This window comes from Microbacterium maritypicum (assembly GCF_008868125.1).
Classification (GTDB): domain Bacteria; phylum Actinomycetota; class Actinomycetes; order Actinomycetales; family Microbacteriaceae; genus Microbacterium; species Microbacterium maritypicum.
This window is the reverse complement of sequence record NZ_WAAQ01000001.1, coordinates 2017358-2033416: the sequence shown is the minus strand read 5'-3', so window position 1 is coordinate 2033416 and position 16059 is coordinate 2017358. Positions and strand designations below refer to the sequence as shown.

The 16059-nt window shown below is 67.3% G+C and carries 20 protein-coding genes and 1 tRNA gene; 13 read left to right on the top strand and 8 right to left on the bottom strand.

What is annotated here, in order from left to right:
- Position 1: 1 nt before the first annotated feature.
- Positions 2-418 (top strand): nucleoside-diphosphate kinase, encoded by a 417-nt coding sequence (ndk, locus tag F6W70_RS09855; protein ID WP_017830321.1) that lies wholly within the window; start codon positions 2-4, stop codon positions 416-418.
- A gap of 86 nt (positions 419-504) precedes the next feature.
- Here the strand turns inward: ndk and F6W70_RS09850 are convergent, their stop codons facing one another.
- Entirely contained in the window at positions 505-1122 is a 618-nt protein-coding gene (locus F6W70_RS09850) for a vitamin K epoxide reductase family protein (RefSeq protein WP_017830322.1), read from the bottom strand.
- A 282-nt stretch (positions 1123-1404) separates the two neighbouring features.
- Between F6W70_RS09850 and F6W70_RS09845 the strand changes: the two genes are divergently transcribed.
- Complete coding sequence (locus F6W70_RS09845; RefSeq protein WP_151486504.1) at positions 1405-3999, top strand: Rne/Rng family ribonuclease; 2595 nt, start codon at positions 1405-1407, stop codon at positions 3997-3999.
- Here the strand turns inward: F6W70_RS09845 and F6W70_RS09840 are convergent.
- Complete coding sequence (locus F6W70_RS09840) at positions 3964-4230, bottom strand: DUF4031 domain-containing protein (protein ID WP_055867569.1); 267 nt, start codon at positions 4228-4230, stop codon at positions 3964-3966. The two genes, F6W70_RS09845 and F6W70_RS09840, sit on opposite strands and share 36 nt — an antisense overlap.
- A 245-nt stretch (positions 4231-4475) precedes the next feature.
- Here F6W70_RS09840 and rplU point away from each other — a divergent pair, with 245 nt between their 5' ends.
- From rplU to F6W70_RS09785, 11 genes are all read left to right on the top strand, one after another.
- Entirely contained in the window at positions 4476-4784 is a 309-nt protein-coding gene (gene rplU, locus F6W70_RS09835) for a 50S ribosomal protein L21 (protein ID WP_028501602.1), read from the top strand.
- An 18-nt stretch (positions 4785-4802) separates the two neighbouring features.
- Positions 4803-5060, top strand: coding sequence for a 50S ribosomal protein L27 (gene rpmA / locus F6W70_RS09830; protein ID WP_028501603.1), 258 nt, complete (start codon positions 4803-4805; stop codon positions 5058-5060).
- A 100-nt stretch (positions 5061-5160) separates the two neighbouring features.
- Positions 5161-6660: a GTPase ObgE gene (gene obgE / locus F6W70_RS09825; protein WP_055867574.1), complete on the top strand. Its 1500-nt coding sequence runs from the start codon at positions 5161-5163 to the stop codon at positions 6658-6660.
- Positions 6657-7442 carry a glutamate 5-kinase gene (proB, locus tag F6W70_RS09820; protein ID WP_055867577.1) on the top strand — a complete coding sequence of 262 codons (786 nt, stop codon included), beginning with the start codon at positions 6657-6659 and terminating at the stop codon, positions 7440-7442. The genes obgE and proB overlap by 4 nt, the downstream gene beginning before the upstream one ends.
- Before the next feature lie 9 nt (positions 7443-7451).
- Positions 7452-8705 (top strand): glutamate-5-semialdehyde dehydrogenase, encoded by a 1254-nt coding sequence (locus F6W70_RS09815; protein ID WP_151486503.1) that lies wholly within the window; start codon positions 7452-7454, stop codon positions 8703-8705.
- Between the two features lie 65 nt (positions 8706-8770).
- Complete coding sequence (locus F6W70_RS09810) at positions 8771-8995, top strand: hypothetical protein (protein ID WP_021198522.1); 225 nt, start codon at positions 8771-8773, stop codon at positions 8993-8995.
- 6 nt (positions 8996-9001) lie between these two features.
- The gene (gene nadD / locus F6W70_RS09805; RefSeq protein WP_055867584.1) at positions 9002-9607 is read left to right on the top strand and encodes a nicotinate-nucleotide adenylyltransferase; all 606 of its coding nucleotides are present in this window, start codon (positions 9002-9004) and stop codon (positions 9605-9607) included.
- On the top strand, positions 9604-10803 hold the full coding sequence (locus F6W70_RS09800; protein ID WP_151486502.1) for a hypothetical protein: 1200 nt from the start codon (positions 9604-9606) through the stop codon (positions 10801-10803). The genes nadD and F6W70_RS09800 overlap by 4 nt, the downstream gene beginning before the upstream one ends.
- The gene (rsfS, locus tag F6W70_RS09795; protein WP_017830333.1) at positions 10803-11183 is read left to right on the top strand and encodes a ribosome silencing factor; all 381 of its coding nucleotides are present in this window, start codon (positions 10803-10805) and stop codon (positions 11181-11183) included. Before F6W70_RS09800 ends, rsfS begins: the two co-directional genes overlap by 1 nt.
- A gap of 1 nt (position 11184) precedes the next feature.
- Positions 11185-11874, top strand: coding sequence for an SDR family oxidoreductase (locus tag F6W70_RS09790; protein WP_055872381.1), 690 nt, complete (start codon positions 11185-11187; stop codon positions 11872-11874).
- A 134-nt stretch (positions 11875-12008) separates the two neighbouring features.
- Positions 12009-12293, top strand: a complete 285-nt coding sequence (locus F6W70_RS09785) for a hypothetical protein (protein WP_055867594.1) — start codon at positions 12009-12011, stop codon at positions 12291-12293.
- 150 nt (positions 12294-12443) lie between these two features.
- Here the strand turns inward: F6W70_RS09785 and F6W70_RS09780 are convergent, their stop codons facing one another.
- The 6 genes from F6W70_RS09780 to F6W70_RS09755 form a co-directional block, all read right to left on the bottom strand.
- Positions 12444-13205, bottom strand: coding sequence for an ABC transporter (locus F6W70_RS09780; protein ID WP_151486501.1), 762 nt, complete (start codon positions 13203-13205; stop codon positions 12444-12446).
- On the bottom strand, positions 13202-14119 hold the full coding sequence (locus F6W70_RS09775) for an ABC transporter ATP-binding protein (RefSeq protein WP_151486500.1): 918 nt from the start codon (positions 14117-14119) through the stop codon (positions 13202-13204). The genes F6W70_RS09780 and F6W70_RS09775 overlap by 4 nt, the downstream gene beginning before the upstream one ends.
- Positions 14116-14349 (bottom strand): PLD nuclease N-terminal domain-containing protein, encoded by a 234-nt coding sequence (locus F6W70_RS09770; protein WP_318278850.1) that lies wholly within the window; start codon positions 14347-14349, stop codon positions 14116-14118. The genes F6W70_RS09775 and F6W70_RS09770 overlap by 4 nt, the downstream gene beginning before the upstream one ends.
- A gap of 133 nt (positions 14350-14482) precedes the next feature.
- A complete protein-coding gene (locus F6W70_RS09765; protein ID WP_151486499.1) occupies positions 14483-15067 on the bottom strand; it encodes a helix-turn-helix domain-containing protein in 585 nt (194 codons plus the stop codon).
- A 70-nt stretch (positions 15068-15137) separates the two neighbouring features.
- Positions 15138-15761 (bottom strand): LbetaH domain-containing protein, encoded by a 624-nt coding sequence (locus F6W70_RS09760; RefSeq protein ID WP_151486498.1) that lies wholly within the window; start codon positions 15759-15761, stop codon positions 15138-15140.
- Positions 15762-15844: 83 nt separating this feature from the next.
- Positions 15845-15917 (bottom strand) — tRNA-Ala (locus F6W70_RS09755).
- Positions 15918-16059 lie beyond the last annotated feature (142 nt).

Genomic DNA, 16059 nt, shown 5'->3' with positions numbered 1-16059 from the left:
CATGGCCACCGAAGAAACCCTCGTCCTCGTCAAGCCCGATGGTGTCGCTCGCGGCCTCACCGGCGCGATCCTCGCCCGCATCGAGGCGAAGGGCTACGCCCTCGTCGACATCCGCCTGGTCGAGCCCGACCGCGACCTGCTCGCCGAGCACTACGCAGAGCACGAGGGCAAGCCGTTCTATGAGCCGCTGCTCGAGTTCATGCTCTCCGGCCCCTCGGTCGCCATCCGTCTCGCGGGCAACCGCGTGATCGAGGGCTTCCGCTCGCTCGCGGGCACCACCGACCCGACGACCGCGGCCCCCGGCACGATCCGTGGCGACTTCGGTCGCGACTGGGGACTCAAGGTGCAGCAGAACCTCGTGCACGGCTCGGACAGCCCCGAGTCGGCAGCTCGCGAGCTCGGCATCTGGTTCGACTGAGCGCCCGTCACGCCGAAGAAGCCCGCCCGTCGATCCGAGGATCGACGGGCGGGCTTCTTCCGTATCCGTCCGATATCAGCCGAGGGTCAGAAGACCATGCCGATGACCTCTCCGAGGAGGTCGAGGCCGCGCAGCTGCGCGAGCAGGATGACCACGGCGTAGGCGAGGATCGTCGCAAGGGGGACCCAGACCATCAGCCGGTTCGCCCGGTCCTTCAGCTTCTCGTTGCTCGTGAACGTGCCGTTGCGGGTCAGATGCAGCATCGTCGCGAAGAAGGTGGGGATGGTGACCGACCAGGTCAGCATGCACCAGGGGCAGAGCACGCCGAGGTTGGGCGCGTAGATGCTCTGCCAGATCAGCCAGCACACGAGGCCGAAGGCGAACGTGACGCCCGCACCGAACGTCATCCAGAACCATCGCGGGAAGCGCGAGCCTGCGAGCAGTGCGACGCCGATGAACAGGGGAGCCATCCAACCGGCGATGCCGAGCAGGGGGTTGGGGAAGCCGAACACCTCGCCCTGCCACGAGTCGAGATTCTTGCCGCACTGGATCATGACGCTGACGTTGCAGCTCAGCACGGCGTCCGGATTCGCCGCCAGCACGAACTTCTCGATCGTGAGCTGGAAGGCGGCGAACCAGCCCACCACACTCGCGATGATCAGCCAGACGGCATAGATGACGGGGCGGGTGCGCTGCTCGCTCATACTGGGGATTATCCCAGCGACTGCTATGGATGCGGCGAGAACAGGCCGGAGAAAACTCGCTGCGCGTGATGGGATGCCGCGAACGGAGCCACTTGGTGCGATAATGGCCTGTGATGCGATGAACGGCGTTGCCGCGACACGCATCAAGCAGACTTCGGGGTCCAATGCCCCACGCGATCAGAGCCATGAGCCGGTCGCAAACCGAGTGAGTTCGCGGAACCCGCGGGTACCGCATGAGATTTCACAGGACACCGAGTGTCCCGTGCAGGGAGTAAGCCAGAGATGGCCGATGACAACAATGACAACAACGCCCCTACCCTCGACTTCCCGGCTGACGCCGCGGGAGAGCTGACGGAGCCCACTGCTCCCGAGGCGGACGACCTCACAGGGTCGTCGGACGAGGGCGATGAGCTCTCCGAAGCGGCAGAGGTGGCAGAGGACGCCGCCGCCGATGACGTCGCCGCCGGCTATGCCGCTGCGGATGACGCCGCGGCCGCTGCCGACGACGCTGCTGCTGCCGCCGAGTCGGTCGCGGATGCACAGGCGGAAGCAGAAGCTGACGCGGAAGCCGCTGCAGGAGCGAGCGCTGAGGCAGAGGGGACCACCGAGACGCTGCCGGCTGCCTTTTCAGAGGCAGACGCAGAGCCCGTGGCCGAGCCGGTCGTCGAGGAGACCACCGCCTCGGAGACCACCGCCGCGGAGACCACCGTCGAGGAGGCTCCGGCTGCTCCGGAGGCTCCGGCTCCGGTGACCGCCGTGTCGCTCGGCCTGCTTCCCGAGGTGTTCGTCTCCCAGGTCTCCACGCAGCTGCACTTCTACGCGCCGGAGGTCGTCCCTCTTCCCGCACGCCCGGGTCGCGAGCGCATCTTCGACCGCATCGCCGAGCGCGAGCAGCCCCAGGAAGACGCGGCGGGCCGTGGTCGTGGCCGTCGTCGCCGCGGTGGCTCCGAGGGCGAGGATCAGCGTGAAGAGCCGCGTCAGCGTCAGCGCGTCGTGGAGTACATCACCGAGCCGAAGGCGATCAAGGGGTCGACGCGTCTCGAGGCGAAGAAGCAGCGTCGCCGCGACGGCCGCGATGCCGGACGCCGTCGCCCCGTCGTGACCGAAGCAGAGTTCCTCGCGCGCCGTGAGTCGGTCGACCGCAAGATGGTCGTCCGGTCCAAGAACGGCCGTACCCAGATCGGCGTCCTCGAGGACGGCGTGCTCGTCGAGCACTATGTCGCCCGCAACCAGGACGCGTCGCTCATCGGGAACGTCTACCTGGGCCGCGTCCAGAACGTCCTCCCCAGCATGGAGGCCGCCTTCGTCGACATCGGTCGCGGGCGCAACGCCGTGCTGTACTCCGGTGAGGTCGACTGGGACGGTGTCGAGACCGGCAACCAGCCGCGTCGCATCGAGCTGGCGCTCAAGCCCGGCGACCGCGTTCTCGTGCAGGTGACGAAGGACCCGGTCGGACACAAGGGCGCGCGTCTCACGAGCCAGATCTCGCTCCCCGGCCGCTACCTGGTCTACGTGCCGGGCGGGTCGATGAACGGCATCAGCCGCAAGCTCCCCGACAACGAGCGTGCGCGCCTCAAGCGCATCCTCAAGGAGGTGCTGCCGGAGTCCTCCGGCGTGATCGTCCGCACTGCGGCCGAGGGTGCCACCGAAGACCAGCTGACCCGTGACGTACAGCGACTCACCTCGCAGTGGGAGCACATCCAGAAGCAGGTCGAGAACCAGCAGGCGCCCGCGCTCCTGCACGCTGAGCCCGACCTTCTCGTGAAGATCGTCCGCGACGTCTTCAACGAGGACTTCACGAAGATGCTGATCCAGGGCGAAGATGCGCAGCAGACCATCCGTGCGTACCTGGAGAGCGTCGCCCCCGACCTGCTGGAGCGCGTCGAAGCCTACGAGGACGAGACCGACCCCTTCGATGCTTTCCGCATCACGGAGCAGATCGAGAAGGCGCTCGACCGCAAGGTGTGGCTGCCCTCCGGCGGCTCGCTCGTGATCGACCGCACCGAGGCCATGACGGTCGTCGATGTGAACACCGGCAAGTTCGTCGGCTCCGGCGGAAACCTCGAGGAGACGGTCACCAAGAACAACCTCGAGGCTGCGGAGGAGATCGTCCGCCAGCTGCGTCTGCGTGACATCGGCGGCATCATCGTCGTCGACTTCATCGACATGGTGCTCGAATCCAACCGCGACCTCGTGCTGCGTCGACTGATCGAATGCCTGAGCCGCGACCGCACGAAGCACCAGGTCGCCGAGGTCACCTCACTCGGCCTCGTGCAGATGACGAGAAAGAAGCTCGGCCTCGGCCTGCTGGAGACCTTCAGCGAGGCGTGCGAGGTGTGTGCCGGTCGTGGCGTGATCGTGCACCACGACCCGGTCGTGAAGCACCGCTCCAGCAACAGCAATGGGGGCGGCAACAGCAACGGCAACGGGCAGAGCGGTCGTCGCCAGCGCGGCAACGGCGGCAACGGCAACAGCAACGGCAACGGGCAGAGCCAGAGCGCTCCTGCGGCGCCGGCCGTCACCCACAGCATCACAGAGGGCGCCAAGTCGGCTCTCGCGCAGATCGCGGCCTCGACCATCGCTCCGACGGCCGAGGGGGCGGCGCACGAAGCCGAGACGGTCGACGTCGCGGCGGAGGCGCCCGCAGCTGCCGAGCGTCCGAAGAAGGCCCGCAAGAAGCGCGGCGGCGACCGCAAGGGCCCGAAGACTCCCGCTGAGCAGCTGCTCGACTCGGTTCTCGATGCCCTTCCGGAGCCGAAGGCACCCGGTCAGGGGCGAGGGCGTCGTCGGGTGAGCACGGCAGCGCTCACCGGCACTCCCGTCTCGGTGAACAACGAGCCGTCAGCGCCGGTCGCGGCTGCGGACTCGGAGTCCTGAGGCGATCAGGCGACGCACCAACTCTTTGCCTTTCACATGCTGAGCGCCGGCGGCGACGAGCCGGGGGATGATCTCCTCCGGCACGTCGTAGTGGTCGAGGTCGAACGCGCGCGGAGCGATGCCGTTCGCCCGCGCGAACGCGTGCAGCTCATCGAGGCTCTCGTCGCTGACCAGGTGTGCCCACAGGCGTCCGTGGGCGGGCCAGAGCGGGTCGTCGACGAGTACGGTCACCTCGTCAGCCTACGTCCGCAGCGATGGGGTGGGGCTCGAGCGTGCGCCCAGACAGATCGGAGGCGGCCCGCTTTGCGACACAGACCCGCATCCGGTAAAGTAGTCCCTTGGTGCGTATGCCGCGTCGTCCTCGTCGGCCGAAGCGGAGAGTCTTGCGTTCGCACCCGCCGTTCTGCGGTGCATGCAAGCAACAGTCTTCCCGTGAGATCTCGGAGCCGCGAGCTCCCCAACGAAACAGGTATGAAGTGGTTTACGCAGTAGTGCGCGCCGGTGGGCGGCAGGAGAAGGTCGAGGTCGGCACGATCGTTCAGCTCGACCGTGTCAAGGCTGCCCAGGGCGAGAAGATCGAGCTGGCTGCAGTGCTGCTCGTCGACGGCGCCACGGTGACCACCGACGCTGACTCGCTCGCGAAGGTCAAGGTCACGGCTGAGGTCATCGGCAACCTCCGCGGCCCGAAGATCATCATCCAGAAGTACAAGAACAAGACCGGCTACAAGAAGCGTCAGGGCCACCGCCAGGAGCTCACGCGCGTCAAGATCACCGGCATCAAGTAAGCCCGAGGGGATTAGGACATGGCACATAAAAAGGGCGCAAGCTCAACCCGTAACGGTCGTGACTCCAACGCTCAGCGCCTCGGCGTGAAGCGCTTCGGCGGTCAGCAGGTCCTCGCCGGCGAGATCATCGTCCGCCAGCGCGGCACGCACTTCCACCCCGGCGTCAACGTCGGCCGTGGCGGCGACGACACGCTGTTCGCTCTGGCCGCCGGTGCGGTCCAGTTCGGCGCGAAGGGCGGCCGCAAGGTCGTCAACATCGTCGCCGCAGCTGAGTGATCACAGCGCGACACTAGATATCCGGTTCGGGGCGGGCTTCGGCTCGCCCCGTCCGTGTATCTGCCCTCCGAAAACGCACAGCAACCCAGAGGACTAGCAAATGGTCACGTTCGTCGACACCGTCACACTGCACCTGCGTGCGGGTAAGGGCGGCAACGGCTGCGTCTCCGTGCACCGCGAGAAGTTCAAGCCGCTCGGCGGCCCGGACGGAGGCAACGGCGGTGACGGCGGCGACGTCGTGCTCGTCGCCGATCCTCAGACCGGCACGTTGCTGTCGTATCACCACTCGCCGCACCGTTCCTCCGGCAACGGCGGTCCGGGCATGGGCGACCACCGCTCCGGGTTCCTCGGTGAGACGCTCGAGCTGCCGGTCCCGGTCGGCACCGTGGTGAAGAACACCGCCGGCGAAGTCCTCATCGACATGATCATCCCCGGTGAGCGGTTCGTCGTCGCCAAGGGCGGGATGGGTGGGCTCGGCAACGCCGCCCTCGCCACCCCGAAGCGCAAGGCCCCCGGGTTCGCTCTCCTGGGCACCCCTGGGCACGAGGGTGACATCATCCTCGAGCTGAAGACGGTCGCCGACATCGCCCTCGTGGGCTACCCGTCCGCCGGCAAGTCGAGCCTGATCGGTGCGATCTCCGCCGCCCGGCCCAAGATCGCCGATTACCCGTTCACGACCCTCCACCCGAACCTCGGCGTGGTGCAGGTCGGTGACTTCCGCTACACGGTCGCCGATGTGCCCGGCCTGATCGAGGGCGCCAGCGAGGGCCGAGGACTCGGTCTCGAGTTCCTCCGCCACGTCGAGCGCTGCTCGGCGCTGCTGCACGTGCTCGACTGCGCGACTCTGGAGCCCGGTCGTGACCCGATCTCCGACCTCGACGTCATCCTCGCCGAGCTCGGTGCCTACGAGGTCCCCGAGGGACAGACGCCGCTCCTCGAGCGCCCGCAGTTCATCGCTCTGAACAAGATCGACGTCCCCGAGGCGCGCGACCTCGCCGAGCTCGTGCGCCCCGATCTCGAGGCTCGCGGGTTCCGCGTGTTCGAGATCTCCACGGTCTCCCACGAGGGGCTGCGTCCGCTCACCTTCGCGTTGGGCGAGCTCGTCGAGAAGGCGCGTGCCGAAGCCGCGCTCGAGACGCCGCCGGAGCGCGTCATCATCCGTCCTCGCGGCTCCAAGAAGGAATTCACCATCCGTGTCGAGGGCGGCACCTACGGCAACGTGTACCGCATCCTGGGTGAGAAGCCGGTTCGATGGGTGCAGCAGACCGACTTCCAGAACGAAGAGGCCGTCGGCTATCTCGCCGATCGACTCGAGAAGCTCGGTGTCGAGGACGAGCTCTTCCGTCTCGGCGCCGTTCAGGGCTCGACCGTCGTCATCGGCGAGGGCGACAGCATCGTCTTCGACTGGGAGCCCACCATGACATCGGCCGCGGAGCTGATGAGTGCGCCGCGTGGAACCGACCCCCGTCTGGCCCCGAACGCGCGACGGACGACGTCGGAGCGACGCGAGCAGTACTACGAGCGCATGGATGCCAAGGCCGAAGCCCGCGCCGAGGTCGAGACGCAGCGTCTCGCCGCGTACCGCGAGGACGGCGAGTGACAGCACGAACCCGCGCAGAACTCGCCACTGCGTCCCGCATCGTCGTCAAGGTCGGATCCTCCTCGATCAGCGGTGAGTCGTCCTGGCGCATCCCCGTCATCGTCGAGGCCCTCGCTGCCGCGCATGCACGCGGAGCCGAGGTCGTGCTGGTGTCATCGGGTGCGATCGCGTCGGGCATCCCGTTCCTGCGGTTGGACGCCCGCCCGACCGACCTCGCGACCCAGCAGGCCGCGGCGGCCGTTGGTCAGAACATCCTCATGTATCGCTACCAGGAGTCCCTGCGTCCGTTCGACATCGTCGCAGGGCAGGTGCTCCTCACCACCGGTGACCTCGAGAACCCGACGTCGCGCTCCAACGCCCGTCGCGCCATGGAGCGACTGCTCGGGCTGCGCACCCTGCCGATCGTGAACGAGAACGACACGGTCGCAACTCAGGAGATCCGCTTCGGCGACAACGACAGGCTCGGTGCGCTCGTCGCCCAGCTGATCGAAGCCGATGCGCTCATCCTGCTCAGCGACATCGAGTCGCTCTACACGAAGCCTCCGACCGATCCCGACGCCGAGCCGATCGACATCGTGGCCCCGGACGCCGACCTGACCGGCCTCGAGTTCGGAGCGACGGTCGTCAACAGCGTCGGCACCGGGGGAGCGGCCACCAAGGTCTCGGCGGCGCGCCTCGCGGCGGCGTCGGGGATCGGGGTGCTGGTCACCAGTGCCGACCTCGTCGAGCAGGCTCTCGCCGGCGCCGAAATAGGGACCTGGTTCGAGCCGGCCACCTCATAAACTAGGCGGATGACCGACCAGACCCCGCAGGCACGCCTCGAGCGCGCCAAAGAGGCCTCCCGCGCCACGGCAGCGCTCACGAGCGATGACAAGGCCCGTGTGCTCGAATCCATCGCCGTGTCGCTTCTGGATGCGGCGCCGCGCATCATCGAGGCGAACGGTCGCGACATCGCCCGCGGACGCGAGGACGGCATCGGGGAGTCGCTCATCGACCGGCTGCGTCTCGACGACAAGCGCGTGGCGGCCCTCGCCGCGGCTGTGCGCGAGGTGGCCGCTCTCGCAGATCCCGTCGGCCGCGTGGTCGGCGGACACCGGATGCCCAACGGCGTAGCTCTCGAGCAGGTGCGCGTGCCGTTCGGTGTGGTCGGCGCGATCTACGAGGCCCGCCCCAACGTGACGGTCGACATCGCCGCGCTCGCGCTGCGTTCCGGCAACGCCGTGGTGCTGCGCGGCGGGAGTGCCGCCCGCGACTCCAACACCGTCCTCGTCGACGTCATGCGCAGCGCCGTGCAGAACGCTGGACTCACGCCCGAGGCGATCCAGACCGTGGACGACTTCGGTCGTGACGGCGCGAAGGCGCTCATGCACGGTCGTGGCTTCATCGATGTCCTGATCCCGCGGGGGAGTGCCGGCCTCATCGAGGCGGTCGTCACGGAGTCGACCGTGCCCGTCATCGAGACCGGAGCGGGCAACGTCCACATCTTCCTCGACGAGACGGCGCCGGACGACTGGGCGAGTGACATCGTCGTGAACGCCAAGGTCCAGCGCCCGAGCGTGTGCAACGCGGTGGAGACCGTTCTGGTGCATCGTCAGGCGGCTCCGCGTCTGATCCCCCTGGTGGCCAGCGCGCTGCAGAGCGAAGGGGTCGCGATCCACGGCGACGACATGGTCGCCGGTCTCGTCTCCAACGTGATCCCCGCGGTCGAGGACGACTGGGAGACCGAGTACCTGAGCCTCGACATCGCGATGAAGGTCGTCGACTCCCTCGATGAGGCGCTCGATCACATCCGCCGATACAGCACGGGTCACACGGAATCGATCATCACGACCGACTCGCGCAATGCGGAGCGCTTCCTCGCCGAGGTGGACTCGGCCGTCGTGATGGTGAACACCTCGACCCGCTTCACCGACGGCGCCGAGTTCGGCTTCGGCGCGGAGGTCGGCATCTCCACCCAGAAGCTGCATGCGCGGGGGCCGATGGGCCTGTCGGAGCTGACCAGCACGAAATGGCTCGCGCGTGGGGCGGGGCAGACCCGCGGCTGAGGGCTAGACTGGGGGACGCTGTACATCACAGGATCCCGAACAGCACGCCACGAAACGGAGTCAGGATGAACCTCGTCGCACAGATCGCGATGGCCGCTGCCGAAACCGAGCACCACGGCAACGTCGCGCTCGAAACGGTGATCTTCGGAGCCATCGCTGCGGTCGTGTTCGCCTTCCTCGGACTGGTGACCTTCTCCTACAAGAACGTCGCCAACCGTCACTCGGCGAAGGCCGAGGCCTGGGCTGCGCAGCACGGCAAGGACGGTCACGAGGCGGGACACGGCCACTAGGCCCCCATGAACGACGCTGCGACCACGCGCACCCCGCGCATCGGCGTGATGGGCGGCACGTTCGACCCCATCCATCACGGCCACCTGGTCGCAGCCAGCGAAGTCGCGAACTCCCTCGGTCTCGACGAGGTCGTATTCGTGCCGACCGGACACCCGTGGCAGAAGTCGGGCGTCTCGCCGAGCGAGCATCGCTATCTCATGACGGTGATCGCCACCGCCTCGAACCCGCAGTTCACGGTCAGCCGCGTCGACATCGACCGCGAGGGCCCCACCTACACGATCGATACGCTGCGCGATCTGAAGCGCGATCGTCCGGATGCGGAGCTCTTCTTCATCACCGGTGCCGACGCCGTGGCGCAAATTCTCAGTTGGAGGGACCATGATGAGTTGTGGGAGTTGGCCCACTTCGTCGCGGTCTCACGCCCCGGACATGTCCTGAGCACCGACGGCCTCCCGAGCGACAACGTCAGCCAACTCGAAGTGCCGGCGCTGTCGATCTCGTCGACGGACTGCCGTGAACGCGTTCGCGACGATCAGCCGGTCTGGTATCTGGTCCCTGATGGGGTCGTTCAGTACATCGCGAAGCATCATCTGTATCGGAGCAAGGCATGAGTACATCGGATCAGCAGGAGCAGGGTCCGCTGACGCGAAAGCAGCTGCGGGAGATCCGGCTGACGGGATCGACCCCGGTCATCTCCAACGAAGAGGCCGCTGCGGCGGCTGAGGCGGCACCCCCCGTGCCGCCGCTGCCCCGTGCTGTCGAACCCGTCGAGGTCGCGCCGGCACCGACGTCGAACGCCGACGAGGCGAACGGCGATGCACCCCTGACGCGTCGTCAGGCACGTGAGCTGGAGAAGGTCCGCACCGCCTCGGTTCCGGTCATCGCCGACGACGATGCTGCAGAGGATTCCGACGACACGGAGTCGGAGCAGCCTGCCGACCACGCGCCGGAGGAGAACCCCGTCGAGTCGACCGCCGCCATCGCGGACGATGCTGACGCTCCTGCGGAGATCGTGTCGGGTGTCCCGGACTTCACCAGGAACGAAGAGCCCGGCGACGACGACGACATCGACGACGAGGCCGCCATCGCACCCGTGAGCGCATCCGTCGCCGCGGAGTCGGTGGGCGAAGTTCCGCTCGAGGTCGCTGATGAGCAAGCTGAGGAGTCGGCGCACGACGAGGACGTGGCTTCGGCTCTCGGCCTCGTGACGGAGGACGCCGACGGTTCCGACGAAGATGCCGACGACGTGCTCGCCGACGTCGACGATGCCGATGACGACGACGACGATGACGCCGAGGTTCGCCCCACGGTCAACCCCGCCTTCGGTGAGGGGCTCCTCGCCGATGCTCCGGACCCGCATGCGCCGTTCCGCCCGTCGTTCGACGAACTGCTCACCGTGGGCGACTCGACCGGTTCGCAGCACTCCGCGCCGAACGCCCTGATCTTCACCCCGTCTCCGGGCGAAGGATCGCTCTCCGGCCCCGTCGCCTCCACCGGCGAGATCCTCGTCACCGGGTCATACGAACTGCCGCAGGGCATGGGCTCGCAGGGCCATGCTCTCGGAACCACCGACGGCAAGGACGTCGACGCTGTTCTCATCGACGGCGAGCTTCCTCCCGCGTCGTCCCCCACGCCGATCGCCGCCAGCTCGGCGGTCAGCACCATCAAGCCCGCCGGCGAGGTGATCCGTCCGCCGGCGCCTGAGAAGGGCAACCGGCTGATGATCACCCTGGCGATCGTCGCCGGAGGCCTCGCCCTCGCTGTCGGTGTCGTCGTCATCATCGCCATCACCACGAATGTGTTCTGATGCAATCACCTGAAACCGCCGAAGAGATGCTGCGCCTCGCAGCACAAGCCGCCATCGACAAGGGTGGAGAGGATCTCGTTGCGCTCAACGTCTCCGAGCCGCTTCCGCTCGTGGACATCTTCCTGCTCGTCACCGGAAACAGCGAGCGCAACGTCGCCGCGATCGCCGATGAGATCGAGGACCGACTGATCGAGTCGGGCCACAAGCGGGTACGACGCGAGGGACGTGCAGAAGCCCGGTGGGTGCTGCTCGATTTCGGCGACCTGATCGTGCACGTCTTCCACCAGGAGGAGCGCGTCTACTACGGTCTTGAGCGTCTCTGGAAGGACTGCCCCGTCGTTCCGATCGACGTGGCCGAGCCCGCCGCAGACCCCAGCTGACATGTCGACGCACCTGATCACGGGTGCGGGCTCCGGCATCGGCGCGGTTCTCGCCCGTCGACTGCTGTCCCGTGGCGACGGCGTGGTGGCGCTGGTCCGTGACGCTGGGCGTGCCCGGCAGATCGCGGAAGAGCTCCCCGGCGCATCCGTCCTCGTCGGCGACCTCGCGCAGCCCGGCCGTCTGTCGTGGGCGCTGTCGAAGCAGCATCTGCCAGACCGCATCGACTCGCTGGTGCACGTCGCCGGCGTCGTCGATCTCGGTGACGTCGCCGACCTCGCCCCCTCACTCTGGGAGCAGCAGCTCGCGGTCAACCTCATCGCGCCCGCGGAGCTCACGCGCCTCCTGCTGCCGGTGTTGCGCGTGTCTCAGGGTCAGGTCGTGTTCGTGAACTCGGGCGCCGGGCTCCGTGCCAACGCCGGATGGTCGGCGTATGCGGCATCGAAGCACGGGCTCAGGGCCCTCGCCGATGCGCTGCGGGCGGAAGAGGCCCAGCACGGCGTGCGGGTGACCTCGATCTACCCCGGGCGCACCGCCACTCCGATGCAGGAGCGCGTGCATCAGCAGGAGGGGCAGGAGTACGACGCCGGCCGCTTCATCACCCCGGAGGCCGTCGTCACGACGATCCTCACTGCGCTCGACCTCCCTCGCGACGCGGAGATCACCGACCTCACGGTGCGACCGGGCCGCTGAATCGTCGCGGTTCTCCGCGCCCGTGCCGCGACCGAATCCACCGACGGCACCGTCCTCGCGTGGTGTCAAGGGGCTTCCCCGGCAACGGTTCGTGGCGCACTCTCTAGGGAGAGAGAGTCCTGGAGGGCCCCCACATGTCTGAACTTCCGGATCCGCGTTTCATGCTGAATCGCATCACGGCATCGGAGTGGGTGATCAACGACCTTCGTTACTCGCCCAACGATCCACGCCACGTGGTCGCGTGCGTGTACGAGCTCGCCGAAACAGAAGTCGAAGTGACCTGGTTGCGCGACCTGCCTCTCGCCACCCGATACGGGACCGTTTTCGAGGTGCTCGAGGACGTCGAGCGGATGCGTGGTTCGAGCAGGGCCACACGTCCGATCTCCATTCCCCATCGGCCGCCGCTGCTGGCGACGTAGTCGACCGCACGAGGCGCTGGCCGCCGCGGAGAAGCGCACCCCTCGATCAACGAGGGGTGCGCTTCGTCGTTCGCCTGTGGAGTGCTCCATCGACCGAGGCGCTCGGGGAAACCGCGTGCGACGGGCCGCACGGACACGCTCACACGCGACCTATGCGTCGCGTCGAAGGCTCTGCCGGTTCGAGATGAGACCGGCAGTGATCACGCATCCGACGGAGACGGCTGCCGCCGAGAGCAGCGGCGCCGCGAGGTCCGCGAGTCCGACGCCTGATGCAGTGAGCAGCGTCGTCGGAGCCCAGGTAGCCAGTGCGTCGACGCTGCTCAGCAGCGGCAGTACCAGCATCAGCAGGGTCGCGGCGGCGATCGCGGGGGCGGTGCGCCTGGTCAGCGCCATGATGAGGTATCCGATGCTCATCGCCATGACGAGGTAGAGCGCCGACGCCACGCCGACAGTGATGATCAGCCCGCTGTCGATCGGACCGAGGAACACCGTGGTGAGTGCGGCAGCGAGCAGCAGGGCCCCGGCGTAGCTCCCGACGGCCGCGATCCAGTTGATGACGAGGCGGGGCAGCATCAGCGGGGCGAGGTGTCTGACCCGGGTGCGGTAGAAGATCGAAGAGCCGGGGCGGGTGTCCCAACTCATGGAGGTGATCGCGAGGGCGACAGCCAGAATGAGACCGAGTTGCATGGCGCTCTGGTTGAACAATGCGATCCCGTCCACCGGGGTGGCGTCGGCAGCTTCGATGGTGAGTTGCTCGGTGCCGGCGGCAGCGGCCAGCAACTCGGGCATGTAGAGCGCGAGGGCGGGGCCGGAGAGTCCGAAGAACGCGAACACGGCAAGCAGACCGATCAGCGCTCCGGAACGGATGAGGCGTCGCGTCTCGACGCGGGCCGAGGCGAGGATGAGGGTCATCGGTGTTCCTGGTTCTGGACGATGCGGGCGAATGACGCGTCGAGGTCGCGATCGCGCAGAGTGACCTCGATGATGGGCGTGCGGAGGGTCTGCAGGGCGGTCACCAGGTGTTCGGCGGCTGATTCGAAGCGGGGGAAGCGGACCGTGCACAGCATGTCCGCGTCGAACTCGAAGCGCGCTTCAGGGACAGCAACCGCAAGGTCGGCAGCGCTGATCTGTGCGGGGGCGCCGAGGCGGATCGTCCAGACGGGCGCGATGCCCTCAGTGAGGATCGACGCCGTCGTTCCCTGGGTGATGACGCGCCCTTGGTCGATGACGACGATGTGGTCGGCAAGCTGTTCGACTTCGCTGAGCATGTGGCTGGAGAGCAGGATGCAGCGGTGGCGCTTCTGCGCGGTGATGATCCCGCGCACGTCGGCGCGGCCGATGGGGTCGAGCGCGCTGTTCGGCTCATCGAGGATCAGGATCTCCGGATCCGTGACCAGCGCTGCCGCGATGCCGAGGCGTTGGAGCATGCCGCGCGAGAAGTCTGCGACACGACGATCCTTCACCGATCCGAGGCCGCACGCCTCGAGGGCCTCCCGTGCGGTCTCACGAACGATTCGCGCTCGGTCTTCGCGTCTGCGTGACATCGCGAGGGAGATCTCCACCACTTCGAGTGCGGTGAGCCAGGACTCGAACTGGGGCACGTCAGGGCAATACGCCACACGTGCGTTCGGCGAGGCGAACTCGACGGTGCCCGACTCGGGCCGGGCGAGGCCTGCGATGATGCTGAACAGGACCGTCTTTCCGGCTCCGTTGGGCCCGATGACGGCCGTCACGGCGCGTTCGTCAGCGGTGAAGTCGATGCCACGGATGCCGCCACCGCCCGGGTAGATACGGGTGAGGTCTCCGACCTTCAGCGCCGCGGTCACCGCAGGTCCTCGTCTCTGAGTCTCTCGTCCTGGGCTCGGCCGATGATGATGTAGATGACCGCGCCGACCGGGACGGCGAACAGCACGATCAATACCCACGCCCACTTGGGGAGATGCTCGACGGGCCTGCGGATGATGTCGACGAGTGACCATCCGATGAGCACGGCCACGAGGACGAGAACAGGCATGAGGGGGAGGAGCATCGACGTGTCGAAGTTCACGGGGTTCACAAGGACTTCCCTTTCTTTCAGAGGATGGCCGTGGCCGGGTGCGCGGGTGCTGCACGAGCCACGCCGGGCGAGCTGAATCAGCGGTGGGCGGCAACCCACCACTGACTCGCCGCCTTCGCGACGTCGATATCGCTCAGCCGTTCGGCTCCGCGCTCTTCGGAGTGCTGCCCCGACGCGCATCGCCGCCGGGGGCGGTTTCGCGCGGCATCAGAACCGTGCTGAGAGTGCGACGGCGGCGACCCGTGGACGGTTCGTTGGTCAGCACGCCTTCGAGTGCCGTCATGAGGGTGCGCCCGAACTCATCGACCTCCTCGTCGCTGGCCCAGAAGGACGCCTGAGCGAAACTGACCCGATCGGCGTGCAGGTCCGGGTCTCCGGCGTGCAGATAGTCGCTGAAGTCGCGGATCAGTCCGGAGGTGAAGACCGTGAACGCCGTCAGCAGCTCCTCGTTGCTCAGGGAGTTCAGTTCCTCCGCTGAGGGGTTGGCGAAACTCGGGGAGAGGCGATAGGTCCTCTCGCTCGCTCCTCGAACCTGCTGCTCATCTGCCACCTCGATCAGCTCGTGCGTGACCAAGTGGCCGACGTGCCGGTAGAGGGTGGCGATCGGGATGTCGGCCAAGCGCTCATGAAGCTGGTGCGTCGTGAGTTCCTCCTCGCCCAGCAGCGTCTGGACGATACGAAGGCGAACCGGATGCAGAAGTGCCGAAGAAGTAGCCACATCGCAACGCTATCAGTATTGATAGTGATAATGGTCAACAGCGTGGCCTCGCCGCCTCACGGTCGACAGGTCAGTCGACGGCGGGGCGGGGGTGATAGACCGATTGAGCCTCTACGGCTGCGGTGGCGAAATCACCGTCTGCATTGATGACGTGGCCGCGAGCCAGCGTGAGTCCGGTGGCGCGGCCCCGTCCCTTGAGCACGGCGCCGCGCAGGTCAGGGTCGGGGTCGCGGTGGCTCCCGCCGCCGACGAGCGAGACGTTCACCGCGGTGACGTCGCCGAGGATCTGCGATCCATCGCCCAGCGTAGAAGCGCCCGCGAGGTCGATCCTCCCGATGAGACGCACTCGACTGCCGACGGTGATCACGGCATCGTGACGATTCGCGAGGAGGGCAACGGCGTGCGGGCCGAACTCGTTGTCGGCACCGATGCTCACGCGCCCGCCGTCGGTCGCCTCGATGCGGGTGCCCTCGAAGAACCTGTTGCCGTCTCCGATACGGAGAGCGTCGGATTCAGCGTCGATACGGACGTTCGGTGAGAACACGTTTCCTGTCCCGATCCGAGCGTGCACGGAGAGGAGGGCGGAGTAGGGGTCGATGAAGACGTTGTGATCGTCCGCGATGAGCTCGCTCACCGTCCGATAACCCAGGAGCGTGCGCACGCGGTCCGCGTAGGCGAGGGGTGTCTCCGTCATGGCGCCTCTTGATCGCGTCCTCGTCCACTGGAGCGACCCCCATGAGACGAAGAAAGCCCCCGGAGAACCGGGGGCTTTTTCTGTGGACCTGAGGGGACTCGAACCCCTGACCCCCTGCATGCCATGCAGGTGCGCTACCAGCTGCGCCACAGGCCCAGACGCTGTTCCGGACCAGCCGGAGCAACTTGAAAAGAGTACTACACGAATCGACACGAGCACCAATCGGGGTGGGTATCCCGGGCGCGTCACGGCGTGGACGACGGCGGAGAGGAACAAGCGCGTGGAGCGGGGCGTTGAA